Consider the following 23215-nt stretch of genomic DNA (forward strand, 5'->3'; position numbering starts at 1 on the left):
CATGACGACGACGACCGACCGCACCCCCGCGCAGCCCGGCGCCCAGCCCGGCGCCCAGAGCGCCGCCGACGCGGTCGCCGACCTGGTCGCCCGCTCGAACCGGCTGGGCGCCGACCCGCGGGTGACCAACTACGCGGGCGGCAACACGTCCGCCAAGGGCGTCGCCACGGACCCGGTCACGGGCGAGCCCGTCGAGCTGCTCTGGGTCAAGGGCTCGGGCGGCGACCTCGGCACCCTCACGGAGAAGAACCTCGCCGCGCTGCGCCTCGACCGGCTGCGCGCCATGGTGGGCACCTACCCGGGCGTGGAGCGCGAGGACGAGATGGTCGCCGCGTTCGACTACTGCCTGCACGGCAAGGGCGGTGCGGCGCCGTCGATCGACACGGCGATGCACGGCCTGGTCGACGCCGCGCACGTGGACCACCTCCACCCGGACTCGGGCATCGCGCTGGCGACGTCGGCCGACGGCGAGGCCCTGACCCGGGAGGTCTTCGGCGACGAGGTCGTGTGGGTGCCCTGGCGCCGGCCCGGCTTCCAGCTCGGCCTCGACATCGCCGAGATCAAGGCGGCGAACCCGCAGGCGATCGGCTGCGTCCTGGGCGGTCACGGCATCACGGCCTGGGGCGACACGTCGGCCGAGACCGAGCGACGCTCGCTCGAGATCGTGCGGCGCGCGGAGGAGTTCATCGCGGCCCGGACGGCCGAGCTCGCCGAGCACCCCTTCGGGGCGGTGCGCCCGGGCTTCGAGGCGTTGTCGGAGGACGAGCGCCGGGCCAAGGCCGCCGCGCTCGCCCCCGTCGTCCGGGGCCTGGCGTCGACCGACGCCCCGCAGGTCGGGCACTTCACGGACTCCGACGTCGTGCTCGACTTCGTCGCCCGCGAACGCCTCGCGCCGCTCGCGGCCCTGGGCACGAGCTGCCCGGATCATTTCCTGCGCACCAAGGTCAGCCCGCTCGTGGTGGACCTGCCCGCGGACGCCTCGGTCGAGGAGACCGTGGCCCGGCTGCGCGAGCTGCACGCCGAGTACCGCACGCAGTACCAGGCGTACTACGACCGCCATGCGACCCCCGACAGCCCGGCGATCCGCGGCGCCGACCCGGCGATCGTGCTCGTGCCGGGTGTCGGCATGTTCTCGTTCGGCAAGAACAAGCAGACGGCGCGCGTCGCGGGCGAGTTCTACGTGAACGCGATCAACGTCATGCGCGGTGCCGAGGCGATCAGCACCTACACCCCGATCGACGAGGCGGAGAAGTTCCGCATCGAGTACTGGGCGCTCGAGGAGGCCAAGCTCCGGCGCATGCCGGCGCCCAAGGCGCTCGCGACGCGCGTCGCGCTCGTCACGGGTGCGGGCTCCGGGATCGGGCGCGCCATCGCGGAGCGGCTCGCCGCCGAGGGCGCGTGCGTCGTCGTGGGCGACCTCAACCTCGAGGGCGCCCAGGAGGTCGCGGACTCGCTCGGCGGGCCCGACGTCGCGGTGGCCGTGCGCGCCGACGTCACCTCGGAGCGTGACGTGCGCGCGATGGTCGACGCCGCGGCGCTCGCCTTCGGCGGGGTGGACCTCGTGGTGAACAACGCGGGCCTGTCTATCTCCAAGCCGCTGCTGGAGACCACCGAGAAGGACTGGGACCTGCAGCACGACGTCATGGCGAAGGGGTCGTTCCTCGTCGCGCGGGAGGCGGCGCGCGCGATGATCGCCCAGGAGATGGGCGGCGACATCGTCTACATCGCGTCGAAGAACTCCCTGTTCGCCGGCCCGAACAACATCGCGTACTCGGCGACGAAGGCGGACCAGGCGCACCAGGTGCGCCTGCTCGCGGCAGAGCTCGGCGAGCACCAGATCCGGGTCAACGGCATCAACCCGGACGGTGTGGTGCGCGGCTCGGGGATCTTCGCGGGCGGCTGGGGCGCCAAGCGCGCCGCGGTGTACGGCGTGCCGGAGGAGGAGCTGGGCGCGTACTACGCGCAGCGCACGCTCCTCAAGCGCGAGGTGCTGCCCGAGCACGTCGCGGCGGCCGTGTTCGCGCTGACCGGTCCCGACCTCTCCCAGACGACGGGCCTGCACGTGCCCGTCGACTCGGGCGTGGCGGCCGCGTTCCTGCGGTGAGGTGGGGGCGGTGAGCGTCGAGCGTGCGGACGAGCTCGACGTGCCCCGGGGGTCGGCGGCGTTCGTCGCCGTCGACCTCGGGGCGACCAGCGGGCGCGTGATCCTCGGGGTGGTCGAGAACCCCGCGCCGGGGACGGACCTGCCCGACGGCGGTGGCGCACCCCGGGTGCACCTCGTCGAGACCGCGCGGTTCACCAACGGGCCGGTGGCCCTCCCGGTGTCGGCGCCCGCCGGGGAGCCGGGACCGGGCGACACCGGCACGGCGCTGCACTGGGACGTGCTGCACCTGTGGCGTGGTGTCCTCGACGGGGTGCGCGCGGCGGGCCTGCTGGCGCGCCGGCACGGGCTCGAGGTGCGCGGGGTGGGCGTCGACTCGTGGGCCGTGGACTACGGCCTGCTGGACGCGACGGGCGCGCTCCTCGGCAACCCGCGGCACTACCGCGACCCGCGCACCACGGGCGTGCCGGACGCGGTGTACGCACGGGTGGACGCGGCGACGCACTACGCGGTGAACGGCCTGCAGACCCTGCCGTTCAACACCGAGTTCCAGCTCGTCGCGGGCGCCGACGACGCGACGTGGGCGGCGGCCGCCGAGCTGCTGCTCGTGCCGGACCTCATGACGTACTGGTTGACCGGGCGCCGCGTCGCGGAGGTCACCAACGCCTCGACGACCGGCCTGCTCGACACCCGGTCCCGCACCTGGTCCGACGACCTCGTCGCGCGCCTCGGTGCCGAGTACCCGGCCCTGGGCGCGCTGCGCGATCGGCTGCCCGCGCTGGTCGAGCCGGGGACCGTCGTCGGGCACCTGCTGCCCGCGGTGCAGGAGGCGACGGGCCTCGGCGCGGTGCCCGTCGTCGCGGTCGCCTCGCACGACACGGCCTCGGCCGTGGTCGCCGTCCCCGCCTCCACGCCGGGAGCGACGGTCGCCTACGTCTCGTGCGGCACGTGGTCCCTCGTGGGGCTCGAGCTCGACGAGCCCGTGCTGAGCGAGGCGAGCCGGGCGGCGAACTTCACCAACGAGCTCGGCCTCGACGGCTCGGTGCGCTACCTGCGCAACGTCATGGGCCTGTGGGTGCTCAACGAGTGCGTGCGCGAGTGGACCGAGGCCGGTGACGACGTCGACCTGGGTGCGCTGCTGGCGGCGGCCGGCGACGAGCCCGGCGGTGGTTGCCTCGTCGACGTCGACGGCGACGAGTTCCTCGCGCCGGGGTCCATGCCGGACAGGGTGCGCGCGGCCGCGCGGCGGACGGGTCAGGAGGTCCCGCAGACCCGTCCCGCGCTGGTCCGCGCGGTGCTCGACAGCCTCGCCGCCGCCTACGCCCGGGCGCTCACCCAGGCGTGCGAGCTCTCCGGCGCCCGCGTCGACACCCTGTACCTCGTGGGCGGCGGGTCGCAGAACGAACTCCTGTGCCGGCTCACGGCCGAGGCGACCGGGCTGCCGGTCGTCGCCGGGCCGGTCGAGGCGGCGGCGCTCGGGAACGTGCTCGTCCAGGCCCGGGCGGGCGGGGCCGTGTCCGGCGGGCTCCCGGACCTGCGCCGGGTCGTCGTGGCGAGCAGCACGCTGCGCCGCGTCGAGCCCCGCGCGGCGGGCACCCTCGTCGGGTGACGCCCCGACGGGGCCGACCCGTAGGGTGAGCGGATGATCGACGGCTCCCGGGAATCCCCGTCGCCCCCGCCGGCCCCGTCGTCGGTCGAGGCCGAGGCCGAGGTCGAGCTCGTGCACGACGGCGTGACGCACGTCGTGCGCGTCGACGGCACGGTCCGCCGCCCCGTGCGCCCGTTCACGGCGACGATCCAGGACTACCTCGCGCACCTGCACGCCCGGGGTTTCACCGACGCCCCCGTGCCCCTCGGCACCGACGGGCAGGGGCGCGAGGTGCTCTCCTTCGTCCCCGGTGACGTCCCGGTGGAGCCGCTGCCCGCAGACGTCGCGGGCCTCGAGGTGCTGGCGGCCCTCGGCGGGTTGATCCGTCGCCTGCACGACGCCGCGGAGTCCTGGGAGCCTGATGCCGGGGCGGTGTTCGGGTCCATCCCCGGCGTCGTCCCGGACGGCGTCGTCCCGATGTTCGACACCCCGGAGCTCGTCTCCCACCAGGACTACTGCCCGGGCAACGTCGTCTTCCGTGGCGGTCTGCCCGTCGCGCTCATCGACTTCGACCTCGCCCGCCCGACGACGCGCGGCGCCGACGTCGTCAACGCGCTCGGGTGGTGGGTGCCCTTGCGCGACCCCGTCGACCGTGGCGAGGCGCTCGCCGGGGCCGACGCCGCGGTCCGCGTCCGTGCGTTCGCCGACGGGTACGGCATGGACGGTGGGCTGCGGGAGCAGGTCGTGCCGCTCGCGCGCAGGCGGGCGGCGAACCTGCGGCTCACGATGCGTGCGGCGGCCGAGGCGGACCCGGTGTTCCGGCGGTGGTGGGACGACGGGCTCGCGGAGCGGCTCGACCGCGCGGAGGTGTGGTTGTCCGGCGAGGCGGCACGGATCGAGCGGGCGCTGCTCGCCCCCGCGGCCTGAGGATCAGCCGAAGACGACGTCCTCCTGCAGGACGGCGTCGGGCAGCTTGGTCCGCACGGACGACAGGCGCCACCGGTCCGGGAAGAGGGCCAGGAACTCGCCGTCCTCGCGCTGGAGCACCTCCACACCGAGCTGCTGGTTGAGGTCGGCGACCCACTCGCGGGTCGTGCGCAGCGCGATCTGGTACTGGAGGCGGTCGAGCGTGACGGGCGCGTTGAACTCGGTCGCCATCCGGTGCTCGGCGACCTCGAACTGCATCGGCCCGACGGCGGCGAGCACGGGCGCCTGGTCACCGCGCAGGTCCGAGCGGAGCACCTGCACAACACCCTCCGCGCCGAGCTGCGTGACGCCGCGCTGGAACTGCTTGTAGCGCGAGACGTCCTTGGCGCGCATCACCGCGAAGTGCTCGGGCGCGAAGGTCGGCAGGGGCGGGTACTCGACGGGCTGGTCCAGGTACAGCGTGTCGCCGACGCGCAGGTTGGCGGCGTTGACGAGCCCGACGACGTCCCCCGGGTACGCCTCGTCGACGATCGTCCGCTCACGCCCGAAGACCTGCTGGGCGTACTTCGTCGCGAAGGGCCGCCCGGTGCGCGCCGACGTGACGACCATGCCGCGCTCGAACACGCCCGAGCAGATCCGGGCGAACGCGAGGCGGTCACGGTGCGCGGTGTCCATCCCGGCCTGCATCTTGAACACGAACGCGCTGAAGGGCGCCTCGACGGGCCGCCGCTCGTCCGTGACGGTGGGGCGCGGGGTCGGGGAGGGGGCGACGTCGACCAGCACGTCGAGCAGGGCGTGCACACCGAAGTTCTGCACCGCCGACCCGAACAGCACGGGAGTCGTCTCGCCGGCGCGGAACGTCTCGTCGTCGTGGTCGGCGCCCGAGGCCTCGAGGAGCTCGGACTCCTCGGCCGCCGTCGTCCAGGCGTCACCCTCGCGCTCGAGCGCGGCGTCGGCGTCCATGACCTCCTCGGGGGCGATCGTCGTGCCGCCCGCCGTGCGCGTGAACCGCACGTAGCTGCCCGTGCGGCGGTCCAGCACACCGCGGAAGTCGCCGCCGATGCCCACGGGCCACGTCAGCGGTGTCGGGACCAGGCCGGTGCGCTCCTGGATCTCGTCCATCAGCTCGAGCGCGTCCTTGCCCGGGCGGTCCCACTTGTTGATCACCGTGATGAGCGCGATGCCGCGGTGCTTGCACACCGCGAAGAGCTTCATGGTCTGCGCCTCGAGACCCTTCGCGGCGTCGACGAGCATGACCGCGGCGTCGACCGCGGACAGCACCCGGTACGTGTCCTCCGAGAAGTCGGCGTGCCCGGGGGTGTCGACGAGGTTGATCACGGCGTCCCGGTACGTGAACTGCAGCGCGGCCGACGTGATGGAGATCCCGCGCGCCTGCTCCATGTCCATCCAGTCGGACACCGTGCGCCGGCCCCCGGCCTTGCCGTCGGCGCGCCCGGCCTCGCGGATCGCGTTCGCGTGCAGCGCGAGCGCCTCGGTGAGCGTCGACTTGCCCGCGTCCGGGTGGCTGATCACCGCGAACGAGCGGCGCCGCGCTGCCTGCGCGAGCACGGCCGCCCGGTCCCGGGAGGAGATGGCGCCGTCGGCGGAGGTGGTGGTCGTCGCGTTCGCGGACTGGGGCACGGAGTCGTCCTGCACTGATCGGGGTCGTTGGGGTCGTGCACCATTGTCGCGCACCCTACGATCAGCCGGTGCGCCCCCTCCGCCTGGCGTTCGTCGCCTATCTCGCCGCCGTCCTCGTCGTCACGCTGTGGCCGTCGCCGCAGACCACCGACGCGCCACGGTGGACGGCCGCGATCCTCGCCGCCGCGCACACGCTCGGGATCCCGCTGACGGTCGAGGTGCTCGAGCCCCTCGCGAACGTCGTGATGTTCGTGCCGTTCGGCCTCCTGGGCTGGTTCCTCGCCGCGGACCGGCGTCCCGGGACGCCCCGCGGCCGGCTCGCGGCGGTCGTGGTGCTGGCAGGCTGCGCGCTCAGCGCGAGCATCGAGACCGTGCAGCTGGCCGTCCCCGGGCGCGTCACGTCGCTCCAGGACGTCGTCGTCAACACCGCGGGCGCCCTCGTCGGCGTGCTCCTCGCGCTCCTCCTCACCCCGCTCGTCGACCGGCTCGTCGACCGGCATGGGACCCGCAGGCCGACCCGGCTTGGCCGATGACCCGTCCCGGGGGAATGATCGACCCATGCTGATCCCCACCGGCGCACCCGGCTCACGCATCGTCGGCCTCGGCCACGACCAGCCCGCCACCATCTGGACGAACGACGACATCGCGCAACGGGTCGAGACCAACGACGAGTGGATCCGCTCCCGCACCGGCATCGTGACCCGCCACGTGGCCGACGACGACACCACCGTCGCGGACATGGCCGCACGTGCCGCACGGCACGCCCTCACGGACGCGGGCGTCGAGGCAGCCGACGTCGACCTCGTCATCGTCGCGACCGCCACCGCGCGCGACCGCTCGCCCAACACCGCCGGCCGGGTCGCCTACCAGCTGCGGACCGGCGTCATGCCCGGGCAGTCCACGCCCGAGGAGGCCGACACGCTCGACCTGCGCGGCGCCGTCGGGCCGGCCGTCCTCGACGTCAACGTCGCGTGCTCCGGGTTCGCGCACTCGATGGCGCTCGCGGACCAGGCGATCCGTGGCGGGTCGGCGCGCACCGCGCTCGTGATCGGCGCGGAGAAGCTCACGGCGTTCACCGACTGGACGGACCGCAGCACGTGCATCCTCACGGCCGACGGCGCCGGTGCCGCCGTCGTGCAGGCGAGCGACACGCCCGGCATCGGCCCGGTCACGTGGGGCTCCGAGCCCGACCTGACCCCCGCGGTGCTCATCGAGGCGCCCGACGAGAAGTTCGTCCAGGACGGCCGCGCCGTCTTCAAGTGGGCGATCACCCGCGCGGCCGAGCGTGCCCGCCTGGTCGTCGAGCGCTCGGGGATCGCGGTCGACGACCTCGAGGTGCTCGTCGCGCACCAGGCGAACCTGCGGATCATCGAGCCCCTGGCCAAGGCGCTCGGCATGGAGGACAAGATCGTCGTCACCGACATCGTCGAGTCCGGCAACACGTCGGCTGCGAGCATCCCGCTCGGGCTGTCGAAGTGGTGGCACGCGGGCAAGATCCCCGCGGGCGTCCCCGCGCTGCTCTTCGGCTTCGGCGGCGGCTTCGCCTGGGCGGGGCAGGTCGTCGAGACCCCCTCGCGCTGAGGCGACCGACCGCTCTCCGGGACAGCCTCGACGCGCAGGCGCCGCGGACGGCAGGATGGGCGCATGCCCCTCACCCCGCGCTACCTCGCTGCCGAGGACCGCTACGAGTCCATGACCTACCGCCGCACGGGACGCAGCGGCCTCGACCTGCCGGCGATCTCGCTCGGCCTGTGGCACAACTTCGGTGACGTGAACCCGTTCGAGACGCAGCGGGCGACGGTGCGTCGCGCGTTCGACCTCGGCATCACGCACTTCGACCTCGCGAACAACTACGGCCCGCCCTACGGCAGCGCCGAGGAGAACTTCGGGCGGCACCTCGCCCAGGACCTCGCGCCCTACCGGGACGAGCTGATCATCTCGAGCAAGGCCGGCTACGACATGTGGCCGGGCCCGTACGGCGACGGCGGCTCGCGCAAGTACCTCGTGTCCTCGCTCGACCAGTCGCTGCGCCGGATGGGGCTCGACTACGTCGACATCTTCTACTCCCACCGTCCCGACCCGAGCACCCCGCTCGAGGAGACGATGGGTGCGCTGCACGACATCGTCCAGCAGGGGAAGGCCCTGTACGTCGGCGTCTCCAACTACTCGCCCGCCCGCACGCGCGACGCCGCGCGCATCCTCGCCGACCTCGGCACCCCGCTGCTCATCCACCAGCCCAGCTACTCGATGTTCAACCGGCACGTCGAGATCGCCGACCGCGAGGACGCCTACGACGGCCGCCAGGACGAGTCACTGCTCGACGTCGTCGGTGACCTCGGCATCGGGACCATCGTCTTCTCGCCGCTGCAGCAGGGCCTGCTCACCGACCGGTACCTGTCGGGCGAGGTGCCCGCGGGCTCGCGCGCCGCCGTCGGGCACTTCCTCAAGCCCGAGGCGATCGGGGAGACCTACCTCGAGCGGGTGCGGGCGCTCAACGGGATCGCGGCGGGGCGCGGGCAGAGCCTCGCACAGCTCGCGCTGTCGTGGGTGCTGCGCGACCAGCGCATCACCTCGGCGCTGATCGGCGCGTCGAGCGTCGCGCAGCTCGAGAACAACGTCGCGGCGCTCGAGGCCGCGCCGCTCACGGACGAGGAGATCGCCGCGATCGAGCCGCACGCGGTCGACGGCACGTCGCGCTGACCCGGCTCAGGGGCCGGCGTCCGCGGCGCCGGCCCCGCGGAACGGTGCCAGCCCCGCGGGGCCGAGCGCCGGACCGACGACCTCCACGTCCGCGTCCGACAGGGCGACCAGCTCGGCGCAGGTGATCGCGAACGACGGCCCGGGCGCGAGCAGCGGGGCGAAGTCGACGGTCGCGGCCGCGAACACGATCCGGGTCACGCCCGCCCAGACGAGCGCCCCGGTGCACTGGGGGCACGGCTCCCCGCTGGCGTAGCACGTCGCGCCCGTGAGCCGGTGCCGGTCGGCGACCGGCACCGAGCGGACCGCCTCGGTCTCGGCGTGCGCGGTCGGCCCGCTCACGGCGGCGTCGTTGCGCCCGGTGGCGAGGACCCGTCCCCGCCCGTCGACGAGCACGGCACCGAACGGCGCGCTCCCCGCGGCGGCGGCCGCGCGCGCCAGGTCGAGGGCCGTGCGCAGGTGCACCCGGTCGGGCTCCGTCACGTCGGTGGCCGCCGGGTCGGCGGTCACGAGGCGAGGTCCACGGTCGTGCCACGGCCGAGGGCGCGGGCGGCGTCGAGCAGCAGCCGGCCGATCGCGACGTCGAGGATGCCGAGCCCGACCGAGTTGAACAGCGTGACCTCGTCCGGTCCTGTCCGTCCCGCGGCCCGGCCGGTCAGCACGTCGCCCAGCTCCACCTGCACGTGGTCGGGGCCGATCGCGCCCTCGTCGATCGCGAGCAGCACGTCGCCCGACTCGTGCAGCGCCGTCGACCGGGAGTCGACGACCACCCGGGCCGCGGCCATGCCCGCGCCGTCGATCTCACGGTGGTCGGGGCGGGGTGGGGCGCCGACGGCGTTGACGTGCAGCCCCGGGTGGAACCACTCGCCCCGCACCACGGGCTCGCGGGACGGCGTGAGCGTGCAGACGACGTCCGACCCGCCGACGACCGCGGCGGGGGAGTCGAGCACCGTCACCTTGAGCGACGGGTGACCCGCCGCGAGGTCCCCGACGAACCGGGCGGTCGTGGCCGGTGTGCGCGACCACACGAGCACCTGCTCGAGCTCCAGGACGCCGGCCAGGGCGTTCACGTGCTCCACCGCGAGCCCGCCGGCGCCGACGAGGCCCAGGACCGACGACGTCGGCCGCGCGAGCGCCCGGGTGGCCACCGCGCTCGCCGCGGCGGTGCGCAGGCGGGTGGGGAGGCCGCCGTCGAGCACGGCCTCGCACTCGCCCGTCAGGGCGGACACGAGCACCAGCACCGACCGCTGCGCCGGCAGGCCGCGCGCCCGGTTCCCCGGGATGTCGGCGAGGAGCTTCGACCCCGCCAGCCCCGTGCGGGAGTCGACGGCGGTCAGGGGGAGGAACTGCGCGTCGGCACCGGGGAGCCGGGCGGACGACAACGGCGGCTGGTCGGCGGTGCCGCGCGCGACGTCGGCGAAGGCGTGCTCGACCGCCGCGACGACGTCGGCGGGTCCGACGAGGCCTGCGAGCTCGGAGCGGGTGAGGACGAGAGGCATGGGTTCTCCAGAGGGAAGGTCGGGCGAGCGGGTCTTGGCGTTCGGCCCGGCCGTCGGGGCCGGGTGCCGCGTCAGGCCGCGCGCACGCGGGCGAACGTCGTCGTCAGGCCGGACGGCGGTCGGCTGTGCGTGACGAGGCCGGCGACCGCGACGAGCGCGAGCACGTACGGGAGCATGACCAGCAGGGCGAAGGGGACGTCGACGCCCAGCGCGGGGAGCGTGAACTGCAGGGCCTGCGCCGCTCCGAACACGAGCGATGCCACGACCACGGGGACGGGTCGCCAGCTCCCGGCGATGACGGCGACGACCGCGAGGTAGCCGACGCCGGCCGTCATGTTGTCGCTGAAGGTGCGGACCTCGGACAGCGCGAGCTGCGTCCCGGCCAGGCCCGAGAGCAGCCCGACGCCGAGCACCGCGAGGTGCCGGATGCGGAGCACGGGGATCCCCGCGCGGTCGGCGGCGGCGGCGTCCTCTCCCACGGCGTCGATCGACAGGCCCCAGCCCGTGCGTCGTGACGTGAGGATCCCGAGCACCACGACGGCTGCGAGGAGCGCGTACCCGAGCGGGGTCTGGCGGAACAGCGCGGGCCCGACGACGGGGATCTCGCTGAGGACGGGCACGGCCCACCGGTCGAAGCCGGGGACCGCGGTGCCGCGCTCGAAGAGGAGCCGTGCCCCGAACGTCGTCCCGGCGAGGGCGAGCGCGTTGGCCGCGATGCCGGTGACGATCTGGTTGGCCCGCAGCGTCACGCTGAGCAGCGCCTGCAGGACGCCGAAGAGCAGCCCGGCCGTCGCGCCGCAGAGCACCCCGGCGAGGGCGGAACCGGTGGTCGTCGCCCCGATGACGGACGCGAAGGCGCCGGTGAGCATCATGCCCTCGACGCTCATCGTCAGGACGCCGGCACGCTGCCCGACGAGCTCGCCCGAGGAGGCGACGAGCACCGGGACGGCGAGCGCGACGCTCGCGACGAGGACGTCGGTGAGTACCTGGACGATCATGACCGTGCCTCCTCGAGGGTGGTGCCGACGGGCTGTGGTGCGGGCTCATGTGCGGCGGGACGGCCGGGCGGGTCCGGTGGCGCGGAGACGTCGACCGGTGGCCGCCGGAACGGGCTGCGCACGGTGCGGCCGCGGGTGCGGCCGCGGCGGGCGCGGGTCACGGTCCATGCGGCGGAGCCGGCGATCGCGAGGACCAGGAGGGACTCGGTGATCTGGGTGACGGCAGCGGGCACGCCCGCGGCGAGCTGGAGGTTGATGCCGCCGGAGACGAGGAAGCCGAGCGCGCCGGCGACGAGCACCGCCGCGGCGAGCGAGCCCCGGGAGAGCAGCCCGACGACCAGGCCCGAGAACCCGTAGCCGGAGGACAGCCCTTCGGCGAGGACGAACGGCGCCGTCGCGACGAGGACGCCCCCGGCGAGGCCCGCGAAGGCACCGGCGCTGGTCAGGCTCGTGAAGCGCAGGCGGTCGACGGGCAGACCCAGGCGATGGGCGGCGGGGCGGGAAAGCCCGACCGCCCGCAGCCGGAGCCCGGTGGCGGTGCGGGCGAGCACGACGGCGACGACGCCCGCGAGCGCCAGGGACAGCAGGATCGCGACGGTCGCGGGCGAGCCCTCGACGCCAAGGAGCGGCAGGTGCGCGGCGTCGGGCAGCGGCGCGGACTGCGGCAGGGTCTCCGAGCTCGTGACCTCCTGCCGCAGCAGCGCCTCCTCGTGGATCGCCAGCAGCAGCACGGCGACGCCGACGAAGTTCAGCAGGAGGGTCGTGATGACCTCGCTGACGCCGCGGGAGACGGCGAGCCACGCGGCGATCGACGCCCAGGCCGCCCCGCCCGCCGCGGCCGCGATCAGCACCGCGGGCAGGGCGAGGGCGGCAGGGACGGACTCGGGCAGCGCCGTCCCGACCGCGGTGGCGGCGACGGCACCGAGGCAGATCTGCCCCTCGCCGCCGACGTTCACGAGGTTCGCGCGCAGCGCCACGATGAACCCGGTCGCGACGAGCAGCAGGATCGCCATGACGCCGAGGGACGACCCGACGGCGTACGGCGTCCCGACCATGCCCTCCCAGAGCGCGGTGCCGGCCTCGACCGGGGTGGCGCCGGCGAGCGCGGCGAGCACCGCGCTGACGGCGAGGGCTGCTGCCGCGGCGAGCACCGCGACCGAGAGCGGGTGACGGAGGTTCATGCTGCGGTTCCCATCATCAGGCGGGCGACGCGGTCCCGGGCGTCCGGGTCCGTGCACGGCACGGGACCGAGCAGCCGGCCCCGGTAGGCGACGAGGATGCGGTCGCACAGCGCGAGGAGCTCGGGCAGCTCGGAGGACACCACGAGCACACCGACCCCGCGGTGGGCCGCCTCGCGCAGGCGGGTCACGACGTCGTCCACCGCGCCGAGGTCGAGGCCCCGGGTGGGGTGCGCGGCGACGACGCAGGTGAGCGGGTCGAGGCTCAGCTCGCGGGCCAGGACGGCCTTCTGCTGGTTGCCGCCGGACAGCGACGACAAGGGGGCGTCGGTCCCGGCGGTGCGGACGTCGAAGCGCTCGGCGAGCTCGTCGGCCCGGGTCCGCATGCTGCGGCGGTCGAGGAGGAGGAACCGACGGTGCTCGCGCAGCCGACCGAGGAGGAGGTTCTCGGCGACGCTCAGGCCCGGGACGACCGCCTCGTGGTGCCGGTCCTCGGGGACGACCCCGAGGCCGAGGGCGGCGCGACGGGCCGGGGACGCGCGGGTGACGGTCTCCCCGGCGAGGTGGATGCTGCCGGCCTCGGGGGCGAGCGAGCCGGACACGGCCGCGACGAGCTCGCTCTGCCCGTTGCCCTCGACGCCGGCGATCCCGACGATCTCGCCGGGCGCGACGGCGAGGTCGACCCCGTCGACGCGCCGCGCGCCCTCCGGTCCGAGCACCGTGAGTCCCCGGACCTCCAGGATCGCGGGCTCCTCGGCCCGGGCCCGGGCCCGGGCCCGCGTGGTCGTGGGGCCGTGCGCCGGCGGTCCCGCGACGTCGGGCCCGGTGACGCCCAGGGTGGCGGCCAGGACGGCGTCGAGCCCGCCGATCTCCCGCCCCACCATGAGCGTGACGAGGCGCTCGGGCGTGAGGTCCGCGATCCGGCCGCCCCCGACCACGCGCCCGCCACGGAGCACGGTCGCCCGGTCGCCGACCCGCATCACCTCGGCGAGCTTGTGGGTGATGAGCACGACGGCGGTGCCCGAGTCCGCGATGCGCCGCACCGTGGACAGGAACCCGTCGATCTCCGCCGGGCCGAGGACGCCCGTCGGCTCGTCGAGAAGGACGAGCGCCGGGTGCGGCAGCAGGGCCTTGACGATCTCGACCTGCTGGCGCTCGCCGACCGAGAGCCGGTCCACCCGGGCCGACGGGTCGACGACGAGCCCGAAGTCCGCCCGGAGCTCGGCGAGCCGCTCGCGCAGCGCCCGCCGGTCCGGGCGCAGGCCGCTGCGCCCGAGGAGCAGGTTCTCCTCGACCGTGAGGGTGGGGACGAGGCTGAAGTGCTGGTGGACCATGCTCACGCCCCGGCCGATCGCGTCGGCGGGGGACGCCGGGGCGAACGGTGCGCCGTCGAGCAGGACGTCCCCCGACGAGACGGGGACCGTCCCGAACACGATGTTGCACAGGGTCGACTTGCCGGCCCCGTTCTCCCCGAGGATGCAGTGCACCTCACCGTGCGCGACGTCGAGCGTCACGTCGTCCAGGGCCACGGTCGGCCCGAACGTCCGGCGGACGGCCCGGAGGCTGAGCGCCGGCGCGTCGCCGGTGCCCGGGGCCTTCGGTGTGCCCGACGGCGCGGTGTCGGCGGGGACGGCGGCGGGCGCGGTACGTGCGGTCGTGCGCATGGTGCCTCCTCGGGGGAGCGGTGGGGGAGGTGAGGGTGGGCGGCCGGTCGGTCGTGACCTCGGCAGGTCGTGACCTCAGTAGGTCGTGACCTCGCCGGACGCGACGGACTCCTCGATCTCGGCGAGACGTTCGGTGATCTCCGGGTCGTCGGTGCACACGACGATGCCGCTGCCGTCGCGGTCGGTCGTGAGGCCGAAGGGCACCTGCGCCGCCTCCCACGTGCCGTCGAGGACGGCGTGCACGGCGTACTCGACCTCGGTGCCGATGTCCGTGCGGACGAAGCCGACGTAGGGGCTCTCCGCCGCGCACTCGCCGGGGATCGGCCCGCCGATCATGTGGGCACCGGCGTCCTGCGCGGCCTGCTCGATGCCGGACTTGCCGAGGTTCACGATCTGGCCGACGACGTCGACCCCCACCGCGTAGTTCGCGGCGGCGGCCTGCTTGGCCTTCGCGGGGTCGTTGAAGTCGCCGAGGAACTGCGGCGTGACGACCTCGGTGCCGGGCACGGCGGCCTCCGCGCCGTTCGCGAAGGCCTGGGACGCGTTGACGATGGCGGGGAGCTCGACGCCGCCGAGGAAGCCGACGGTCCCCGTCTCGGACGAGAGAGCCGCCAGCGCGCCGGACAGGTACTCGGCCTCGGCCTGCTGCGGGTCGTAGTAGGCGAGGTTGTCGAGTGGCTCCGCGTCGGCGGGGCCGCCGATCTCGACGAACAGCACGTCGGGGAACTGGGGGGCGACCTTGCGCACGTCCGCGTCGGTCTGCCCGCCGACGGAGATGACGAGGTCGGACTCGCTGGCGAACCGTACGAGCACCTGCTCGTAGTCCGACGCCGCGACCTCTTCGACGGTGGACACCTCGATCTCGTCGCCGAGCTCCTCCTCGAGCCGCTCGACGCCGAGGTGGGCCGACTGCATAAAGCCGGTGTCGGAGATCGAGCCGGGCAGGAAGACGCCGACGACGAGCGGTTCGTCACCCGTCGGTGCGGCGGGGTCGCCCGCGGCGTCGGTGCCGCTGGCGCACGCGCCGAGCAGGGCGATGCTCGCTGCCGCCGCGCCGACGGCCAGGGCGTGGTGCCGACGCGGAGGGTGGGCGGAGGGATGCCGGTCGGTCGATGTCACGGCGGGGGCGGATGAGGTGCGGTACGTGCGCATGGGGTCCTCCTCGGAAGATGATTAGTGGTATACCACTAACGAGAAGTGTCGTGACCCCGTGTTGTCAGCGTGTTTCGCAGCCGTAAATCGTGCGTGACGGCTCGCCCCGGTGCCGAACAGGCGGTTTCTCGGCAGAACGCCGCTCGTGTGCCGAGAAACCGCCTGCTCGGCAGGGTCAGGGGGTGCGGCGGCGGCGGTTTCGCGTGCGGGTGAGGGCGACCGGGTCGACCGCTCCGCTCGTCCAGGCGTTCGAGAGCTCGAGCGTCGGTTCGAGCCCGGACGTCACGTGCTGCCGGGCGAGACGGGTCGTGAGGTCGGCGTCGCCCGCCTCGATCGCGTCGAGCATCTCGGCGTGCTCCTCGCACTGCGCGCGGGTGTCGCGCTGCTTGGTGAGGTGGAACAGCCACCGGACGCGGGCGCCGAGGGGAGCGATCATCGACTGCAGCAGGGGGTTGCCGCAGGTGCGCACGATCGCCTCGTGGAACGCGGCGTTGGCGGCCGCGGTCCGGGCCTCGTCGCCGGCGTCGAGAGCCGTCCGGGCCTCGGTGACGAGCTCGCGCATCTCGGCGACGTCGGCGTCGGTGCGCCGCAGCGCGGCGAGACGGGCGGCGAGCACCTCGACGCTCTCCCGGACCTCGAAGAGGTGCACGACGTCGTCGCGCGTGAAGGGTGCGACGAGTGCGCCCTGCCGGGGGACGGTGATGACGAGGCCTTCGCGCTCGAGCATCTGCAGGGCCTCACGCAGGGGAACCCGGGAGACGCCGAGCTCCGCGGCGATGTCCCGCTCGACGAGCCGCTGCCCCGGGGCGAGGTCCAGGCCGATGATCCTGGCCTTGAGCGTCTCGTAGGCGACCTCGCGCAACGAGGAGCGCGGTGCGGCGTCGGGCAGGGGTGCCGGTGCGCTCATCCGGCCATCCTACGGAAGGCGCACCGGCGGGTGGCGGGCGCTCAGCGGAAGCGCTGCGCGGCCAGGGGGGCGTGGTGCGCGAGCTCGCGGACCACCGGGTGCTCGCCGGTCGCGAGCACGTCGCGCAGCGGGCCGCTCGCGACGAACTCGCCGTCGGCGAGGACGTGGACCGTCGGGCACATCCGCTCGACGACCTCGAGGTCGTGCGAGACGAGCAGCACGGCGGTGCCGAGGTCGGAGACGACGTCGAGCAGCGAGCGCACCACGTCACCCCGCATGGTCGGGTCGACGGCGGTGAGCGGCTCGTCGAGCAGCAGCACGTCCGGCCGCGTGGCCAGGGCGAGCGCGAGGGCCAGGCGCTGCTTCTCCCCGCCCGACAACGAGTGCACCACCCGGGTGGCGTAGCGCTCCTCGAGCGCGACGAGCGCGAGCAGCTCGGTCGCGGACTGGCCGTTGGCGCGCCCGGCCTTGCGGGCGTCGGTGAGCGCGGAGTCGAGCGTCCGCGTGACGGTCCAGCGCGGCTCGACACCGACCAGGCCGTTCTGCGACACCGCGCGCACGGTGGTCTTGAAGACCTTCTTGTCGCGGCGCGACAGCTTGGAGACGGTGCGGCTCGCGTAGGTCGCGGTGCCGCGCGTGGGCTTGACGTCGCCGAGCAGGGCGCGCACGACCGTCGTCTTGCCCGCGCCGGACGGACCGACGATGCCGACCGGCTCCGCCCCGCGGCTCAGCTCGATGTCGATACCACGCAGGACCTCGTGGCCCCCGTAGCCCGCCCACAGGCCGTTCGCCCGCAGCACTGATGCCTCGCTCATGTGTCACCTTCTCGTCATGGACGCGCCCCGTGGATCGGGCGCCGTACCGTCCAACGAACGACGGTACCCGTACGATCCCGCCCGCCCCTACCGGGCTTGTCGCCAGCGTCACTGGCCGGCGTCCCGCGCACGACGACGCGGGGCGCCGGCGTGCGACGTGGTCGTCGCACCCCGGCGCCCCGCTCGTGGGCGTGAGCCCGTCAGCCGCAGTCGGCCGCGGCGTACGACGCGCTGGCGTCCGCGCCGGCGGCCGAGGCCTGGGCCTCGCCCGCCTCGATCGACGCGGCGCGGGTCGCGAACGACTGGTACGCGCTGCGTCCGGGTGCCACGTCGGCGACGGTCCGGGTGCCGAACGGCGTGCTGAGCGTGATGTCCAGCGGTGTCTCGCCGTCGTTGGTCGCACGCACCGCGAGGAAGACCTTGCCGGCGAGGCAGCGGGTGTCCGCCGTCACCGTCAGGGGCGCTGCGGGCGCGTCCGCGGACCACGCGATCGTGTAGTCGCGGGTGCTGCCGTCCTCGGCGGTGACCCGGACCGTTGTGGTGCCGGGCACCTCCTCGGCCGGTGCGACGTCGACGCTCGCGTAGGGGTCGTGCGCGACCGCGGCGACCTCGGGCACGTCACCGGCCGCGACCGCGTACGCCGTGACCTCCGGGTCGAACCCGGCGAGCGCTTCGCCGTCGACCGTGATGCCCGACGCCGCGGCGTCGGTCCCGGTCCCCGGCACCTTGGCCAGGACCTCGATCTCCGAGACGACCATGTGCGTGTTGTCCCGTGCCGTGAGCACGACGCGCACCGCGGAGGTGCGGACGTCGACGGGCACGGTGACGGCCGGCGCCGGGCCGGTCGTCGGTGCGTCGACCGCGACGGGCTCGCCGACGTCGGTCCACGTCCCGTCGACGAGCGCCTGCGCCCGCACGGACTGCGCCCAGCTCGCGCTGGACCCGTCCTTCCAGAAGTGCGTCACGACGCCGGTGACGTCGCGCTCGGCGGGCAGCGTCACGGTGAGCGTGTCGTTCGCCCGCTTGGTGCCGGAGACCCAGTTCGACCAGGCCTTGTCGGTGAGGACGCCGTTGACGACGCCGGTGACCGAGTAGCCGGGCTCGGTGAACGTGGCCGCGGTGGTGGTCCCCGTCGCCAGCGCACCGTTCGCCGAGGTGGCCTCGGTGACCTGCACGCGTACGACGGCGGGCAGGGTCGTCGGCTCGCCGTCCAGGACGCCGGCGTCCGCCGTGCCCGTCAGCTCGACGACGCCCACCTCGTCGAACGCCCCCGCGGGTGCGTCGTCCCAGGTGACCGGGCGCTGCACCTCGTCGCCGCCCGCGGCGAGAGCCGAGACGGTCGTCGGGAGCTCGGGCTCCCCGCCCGCGTAGGCCTTCGCGCGCGCGGGGAGCGTGCGCTCGAGCGTGTCGACCACGACTCTCGCCGTCGCGGTCTGCTCGCCGCCGGTCGGCAGCGCGACCGTGCCGGTCACCTCGACGGTGCCGGGCTGCGCCCAGGCCTCGTCACCGGGGACGTCCCAGGTGACGGGGAGCCCGCCGCGCGCGCCGTCCCGGTAGACGGGCGTGACGACGTCGGGCAGCTCGGGTGCGACGCCGGGCGTCGTGAACGCCTCGACGTCCTGCGTGCCGAGCACCGTCTCGTCGACGATGCGCCAGCGCTGGTTGATGCCCGAGTTGGCGAGGTACGTGCCGACGGGGGAGCCGTCGGCCGTGGCCTGGCCGCCCACCTCGAGCAGCGTCTTCGACGAGGCGTTGACGAGCGTGTAGGTGCCGTCGCCGGTCGTGGACAGCGTCCACTGCGCGGCGAGCGGCGTGCTCGACACGTCGTCGGGGGCCGGGACGAGCACCGCGGACGTCTCGGCGTCGACCGCGAGCTGCTCGCCGGTCGCCGCGTTGGTCACGGCGTACCGCGTGCGGTGCGTGCCGGAGCCCTCGGGAGCACCGAGCGCGGTGAGCTCCCAGGCCTGCTCGGCGACCGCCGCGTCCGTGCGGATCACGACGCCGTCACCGGTCGCGGCCGGGGCGAGGGAACGGTTCGACTGCGCGCCGTCGAGGCGGTAGACGTGCCCGGCCTGCACGAGCGCGGCGTCGTCCGCGACACCGGAGACGCCGTCGACGACGAACGTCGTGACGGACTCGGCCGGGACCGTCAGGGTCGCGTGGGGTGCGGCGTCGCCAGACTGCTCGACGGCGACCGCCTCGCCCTCGACGAGGTAGCCCGCGGTGCTGGTCACGACGGGCGTCACGGTCGCGTCCGCAGCCACCTCGCCGAACCCGGACAGGTCCAGCTCGACCGCACGCGCGGACTCGCCGGCGTTGACGTGCACGACCGTCGCGGACTCGCCGTCCGCGGCGACGGCCGCGGTGCTGTTGAGGTCGTCCGTTCCGATGAGCGAGTCGCCGGGCTCGATGTAGTGCGTGAAGTTCTGCGTCGCCCAGTACTTGGTGTTGGTGTAGATCGGGCAGGTCGCGAGCGTGTCCTCGGCGGTGCAGTCGAACGGGATCTGGATCTCGCCCCAGTTCATGCCGTTCGCGCTCTCGCCGCCGGGCGCCATGTTGTTGTAGTCCTCGACGGGCTGCCAGAACACCCACGCGCTCGGCTCGAGCTCACGCAGGTCGTCGATGATGTGCTGCGCGCTGCCGACGCCGGACTCCATGGTCTCGAAGTCCTGGCCGGTCGAGCTCCAGTTGCCGCCGACCTCGCTCATCCACAGCGGCTTGTCCTCGCCCTTGGCGATGTCGCGGACCGTGGTGCGCTGGCCCGTGCCGTACGTGTGCACGTTGAGCTGCGCGACCTGGTCGCGCACGGCGTCCGGGTAGGAGTTCCAGTTGGTCGCGAACGTGCCCGGGTTCGTCTCGTCCATCGCCGCGATCACGGCGTCGGTCGCCGAGCCGTCGAGCGCGTCGGCGAGCGCCGGGATGACCTGCGCCTGCAGGCCCGGGCCCATGTGGGCGCCCTCCTGGCGGCCGCCGGTCGGGTTGCCGTCGGAGCCGAGCTGGGTGCCCCAGTAGTTCGTGTTGGGCTCGTTGAACGGGTCGATCGTGTCGACCTCGATGCCGTGCGCGTCCTCGAGCCGCTCGGTGACGCCGACCATGTAGGCGGCGAAGTCGTCGATGCTCTCCGTCTTGAGCTGGTCGGCCGTCGAGCTGAAGCCGCCCGAGACGTATCCGCTGACGGTCATGAACCACGGCGGGGAGTTGGAGAACGTCTCCCAGTGCGTGACGTCGTCCTTGATGCGGTCGACCCACCAGCGCTGCGTCGCGTCCGCGTCGGGGTCCCAGTGGTCCGGGTCCGCCGGGTCCCACCAGTCGACGTCGGTACGCGTGGTGCCCTCCGGGGCCTTCCACCAGCCGTCGACGGCGCCGCCCGCGCGCAGGTACGGCGGGACATCGGGCGCGTTGCCGCCGCCGACGTTGTAGCGGGCGATGTTGAGGTTCAGCCCGTCGGGGCCGAAGACCATGTCGGCGAGCTCCTCGCGGATCTCGTCCGGGTAGTCGCCCGTCGCGTTGGCGAACCAGACGAGGCTCGTGCCCCAGCCCTCGAAGGGCTGGCCGGCGTAGCTCGGGTCGGGCGTCACCGTCACGGTGGGGAGGTCGGACTCGGCCGCGAGCGCGGCGGGGAGCGTGGCCGCCCCCACGGCTGCGGTGCCCGACGGCGGGTGGGCGGTGGCGCTCATCGCACCACCGGTCAGGGTCACGGTGGCGACGCCCAGTGCGGCGACCCACCTCGTGCGTGCTCGTACGTTCATCCTCGAACTGCCTTTCTCTCGCGGCTCTGCGAACGGGCTGTGCGTGCTGGTGCGTGCCTGCTGGTGCGTGCGTGCGTGCGTGCGTTCGTGCTGGTGCTGCGGTCGTGCGGGACGTGCGGGCAGAGCAGACCGGGGCGCGCGCGGGGCCGGGTCGGTCCGGCCCCGCGGGCGGTGGGGTCAGGCGCCGGTGCGCGGGCGGCGCAGCACGGCGACACCACGCGGCGCGAGCACGACCGGGCCGGTGGCCCCGGCTCGCGTCCCGATCAGGACCTCGCCGGAGAGCTCGTCGACGTCGACCTGGTGCGCGGTGCGGTTGACGAGGAACCAGAACTCGTCGTCGTCGGTCGCGCGCACCGCGAGCTCGACGTCGCCGCGGACGGGTGCCGGCAGCTCGCTCGGCACGCCCGCGTCGTCGAGCAGGCGGCGCAGCACCGGGGTGAGGCCGGTGCCCAGGCGGGTCGACACGTACGTCGCGGACCCGGACCCGACGGGGCGGCGCGTGATCGCCGGCCGGCCACCGTGCTCACCGGTCTTGTACCAGGCGAGGGTCTGGACGGCCGGGTCGGTCACCGTGATCGGCTCGGACCACAGGGTGCCCTCGACGCCGTCGGCGCCGTCGTCGATGAGCACGGACTCGCCGTCGAGCAGCGGGGCGAACTCCTCCACGCGGATCCCGAGCAGCTCGCTGAACGCGCCGGGGTAACCACCGAGGTGGATGTGGTCGTTCTCGTCGACGATCCCCGAGAAGTAGGTGACGACGAGGTGGCCACCCCCCTGGACGAACTCGTCCAGACGGGTACCGAGGCCACCGGGCACGACGTGCAGGACGGGTGCCACGACGAGGTCGTACCCGGACAGGTCGGTGTGCGCGGGCACGACGTCGACGCGCACGCCCGCCGCGAGGAACGCCGAGTACCAGTCGAGGGCCTCCTGGCGGTAGCGCAGCGCGTTGTGCGGGTGGGAGTCGAGCTCGCTCGCCCACCAGGAGTCCCAGTCGAAGAGGATCGCCGTGCGGGCGGGGAGCTGGTGCGAGCCCGCGACCGGGGCGAGGCTCTCGAGGGTGGCGCCGAGGTCGCGCACGGCGCGGTGCAGCACGCTGTCCTCGCCGGCGTGCGGGACCATCCCGGAGTGGTACTTCTCGGCGCCCGCACGGGACTGGCGCCACTGGAAGAAGCAGACCGCGTCGGCGCCGTGCGCCACGTGCGTCAGGGAGTCGCGCACGAGCTCGCCCGGCTTCTTCGCGACGTTGACGGGCTGCCAGTTCACGGCGCTCGTCGAGTGCTCCATGAGGAACCACGGCAGGCCGCCCGCGATGTGACCGGTGAGGTTCGCGGAGAACGAGAGCTCGTCGTGGGCCTGGACGCCGGGCAGGACGTAGTGGTCGTTGGAGACGAAGTCGATCTCCTGCGCCCAGTCGGCGTAGTCCATGCCCTTGGTCTCGCCCATGACCATGAAGTTCGTCGTCACGGGGACGTCGGGCGTGAGGTCGCGCAGGATGTCCCGCTCGGCGCGCAGGTAGTCCTTCAGCGCGTCGGAGGAGAACCGCTTGAAGTCGAGCTGCTGCGTCGGGTTCGGGTGGGACCCGGCCAGGCGCGGCGGCAGGATCTGGTCCCACGCGCTGTAGCGCTGCGACCAGAACGCGGTGCCCCACGCGTCGTTGAGGTCGTCGAGCGTCGGGTAGCGGTTGCGCAGCCAGGTGCGGAAGGCACCGGCCGCGTCGTCGCTGTAGTCGTAGATGTTGTGGCAGCCCAGCTCGTTCGAGACGTGCCACGCGGTGAGCGCCGGGTGGTCGGCGTAGCGCTCGGCCATGGTCCGCACGAGCCGGAGGGCGTGCTCGCGGAACACCGGTGACGTCGGCCGCCAGTGCTGGCGCGCGCCGGGCCACACCGTCTCCCCGGTGGAGGTCACCGGCAGGATCTCGGGGTGCGCCGTCGTCAGCCACGGCGGTGGGGACGCGGTCGCGGTCGCGAGGTCGACGGCGATCCCGTTCTCGTGCAGCAGGTCGAGGATCGCGTCGAGCCACGCGAAGTCCCACGTGTCGGCCGTCGGCTGCAGGCGGGCCCAGGAGAAGATCGCGACCGAGACGATGTTGACGCCCGCCGCGCGCATGAGCCGCACGTCCTCGTCCCACACCTCACGCGGCCACTGCTCCGGGTTGTAGTCCGCGCCGAAGGCGAGTCGCGGCGTCGGGCGCTCGCCGTCGCCGGTGGTGGGCCAGCGGAGCCAGCGGTGCGGGGACGTGGTCGACATGGGGTGGAGCTCCTCGTTCGATGCAGAAAGGGTGGTGCGGCTGCGGGGT

The 23215-nt window shown here is 74.1% G+C and carries 17 protein-coding genes; 6 read left to right on the forward strand and 11 right to left on the reverse strand.

Annotated features, from left to right (window positions below; all coding sequences use genetic code 11):
* The first annotated feature begins 1 nt into the window (after nucleotide 1).
* Genes OHL10_RS01815 through OHL10_RS01825 form a run of 3 tightly spaced genes read left to right on the forward strand, consistent with a single transcriptional unit; the run spans nucleotide 2 to nucleotide 4616 of the window.
* Complete coding sequence (locus tag OHL10_RS01815; RefSeq protein WP_265520433.1) at nucleotides 2–2104, forward strand: bifunctional aldolase/short-chain dehydrogenase; 2103 nt, start codon at nucleotides 2–4, stop codon at nucleotides 2102–2104.
* 10 nt (nucleotides 2105–2114) lie between these two features.
* On the forward strand, nucleotides 2115–3710 hold the full coding sequence (locus OHL10_RS01820; RefSeq protein WP_265520434.1) for a rhamnulokinase: 1596 nt from the start codon (nucleotides 2115–2117) through the stop codon (nucleotides 3708–3710).
* A 33-nt stretch (nucleotides 3711–3743) separates the two neighbouring features.
* Nucleotides 3744–4616: a phosphotransferase enzyme family protein gene (locus tag OHL10_RS01825; protein ID WP_265520435.1), complete on the forward strand. Its 873-nt coding sequence runs from the start codon at nucleotides 3744–3746 to the stop codon at nucleotides 4614–4616.
* Between the two features lie 3 nt (nucleotides 4617–4619).
* Here the strand turns inward: OHL10_RS01825 and OHL10_RS01830 are convergent, their stop codons facing one another.
* Nucleotides 4620–6209, reverse strand: coding sequence for a peptide chain release factor 3 (locus OHL10_RS01830; protein WP_265520988.1), 1590 nt, complete (start codon nucleotides 6207–6209; stop codon nucleotides 4620–4622).
* 116 nt (nucleotides 6210–6325) lie between these two features.
* On the opposite strand from OHL10_RS01830, the gene OHL10_RS01835 reads away from it, so the two are divergent.
* The 3 genes from OHL10_RS01835 (at nucleotide 6326) to mgrA (ending at nucleotide 8957) form a co-directional block, all read left to right on the forward strand.
* Nucleotides 6326–6790 carry a VanZ family protein gene (locus OHL10_RS01835; RefSeq protein ID WP_265520436.1) on the forward strand — a complete coding sequence of 155 codons (465 nt, stop codon included), beginning with the start codon at nucleotides 6326–6328 and terminating at the stop codon, nucleotides 6788–6790.
* A 25-nt stretch (nucleotides 6791–6815) separates the two neighbouring features.
* Nucleotides 6816–7838 (forward strand): 3-oxoacyl-[acyl-carrier-protein] synthase III C-terminal domain-containing protein, encoded by a 1023-nt coding sequence (locus OHL10_RS01840; protein WP_265520437.1) that lies wholly within the window; start codon nucleotides 6816–6818, stop codon nucleotides 7836–7838.
* A 63-nt stretch (nucleotides 7839–7901) separates the two neighbouring features.
* Nucleotides 7902–8957 (forward strand): L-glyceraldehyde 3-phosphate reductase, encoded by a 1056-nt coding sequence (gene mgrA / locus OHL10_RS01845; RefSeq protein WP_265520438.1) that lies wholly within the window; start codon nucleotides 7902–7904, stop codon nucleotides 8955–8957.
* 6 nt (nucleotides 8958–8963) lie between these two features.
* On the opposite strand, the gene OHL10_RS01850 is transcribed toward mgrA, so the two are convergent.
* From OHL10_RS01850 to OHL10_RS01895, 10 genes are all read right to left on the reverse strand, one after another.
* Nucleotides 8964–9464: a nucleoside deaminase gene (locus OHL10_RS01850; protein WP_265520439.1), complete on the reverse strand. Its 501-nt coding sequence runs from the start codon at nucleotides 9462–9464 to the stop codon at nucleotides 8964–8966.
* The gene (locus tag OHL10_RS01855; RefSeq protein WP_265520440.1) at nucleotides 9461–10453 is read right to left on the reverse strand and encodes an ornithine cyclodeaminase family protein; all 993 of its coding nucleotides are present in this window, start codon (nucleotides 10451–10453) and stop codon (nucleotides 9461–9463) included. Before OHL10_RS01855 ends, OHL10_RS01850 begins: the two co-directional genes overlap by 4 nt.
* Before the next feature lie 71 nt (nucleotides 10454–10524).
* On the reverse strand, nucleotides 10525–11451 hold the full coding sequence (locus OHL10_RS01860; protein ID WP_265520441.1) for an ABC transporter permease: 927 nt from the start codon (nucleotides 11449–11451) through the stop codon (nucleotides 10525–10527).
* Complete coding sequence (locus OHL10_RS01865; protein WP_265520442.1) at nucleotides 11448–12632, reverse strand: ABC transporter permease; 1185 nt, start codon at nucleotides 12630–12632, stop codon at nucleotides 11448–11450. The genes OHL10_RS01860 and OHL10_RS01865 overlap by 4 nt, the downstream gene beginning before the upstream one ends.
* Nucleotides 12629–14293 carry an ABC transporter ATP-binding protein gene (locus tag OHL10_RS01870; protein ID WP_265520443.1) on the reverse strand — a complete coding sequence of 555 codons (1665 nt, stop codon included), beginning with the start codon at nucleotides 14291–14293 and terminating at the stop codon, nucleotides 12629–12631. Before OHL10_RS01870 ends, OHL10_RS01865 begins: the two co-directional genes overlap by 4 nt.
* A 75-nt stretch (nucleotides 14294–14368) precedes the next feature.
* On the reverse strand, nucleotides 14369–15445 hold the full coding sequence (locus OHL10_RS01875; protein WP_265520444.1) for a BMP family protein: 1077 nt from the start codon (nucleotides 15443–15445) through the stop codon (nucleotides 14369–14371).
* A 175-nt stretch (nucleotides 15446–15620) separates the two neighbouring features.
* Entirely contained in the window at nucleotides 15621–16352 is a 732-nt protein-coding gene (locus OHL10_RS01880; RefSeq protein ID WP_265520445.1) for a GntR family transcriptional regulator, read from the reverse strand.
* Between the two features lie 41 nt (nucleotides 16353–16393).
* On the reverse strand, nucleotides 16394–17167 hold the full coding sequence (locus tag OHL10_RS01885) for an ABC transporter ATP-binding protein (protein ID WP_265520446.1): 774 nt from the start codon (nucleotides 17165–17167) through the stop codon (nucleotides 16394–16396).
* Nucleotides 17168–17367: 200 nt separating this feature from the next.
* Nucleotides 17368–20844 carry an RICIN domain-containing protein gene (locus tag OHL10_RS01890; RefSeq protein WP_265520447.1) on the reverse strand — a complete coding sequence of 1159 codons (3477 nt, stop codon included), beginning with the start codon at nucleotides 20842–20844 and terminating at the stop codon, nucleotides 17368–17370.
* A gap of 249 nt (nucleotides 20845–21093) precedes the next feature.
* Complete coding sequence (locus tag OHL10_RS01895) at nucleotides 21094–23166, reverse strand: beta-galactosidase (RefSeq protein ID WP_265520448.1); 2073 nt, start codon at nucleotides 23164–23166, stop codon at nucleotides 21094–21096.
* Between the last annotated feature and the right edge of the window lie 49 nt (nucleotides 23167–23215).

It is taken from the genome of Oerskovia flava (genome assembly GCF_026163685.1).
Lineage (GTDB): Bacteria > Actinomycetota > Actinomycetes > Actinomycetales > Cellulomonadaceae > Oerskovia_A > Oerskovia_A flava.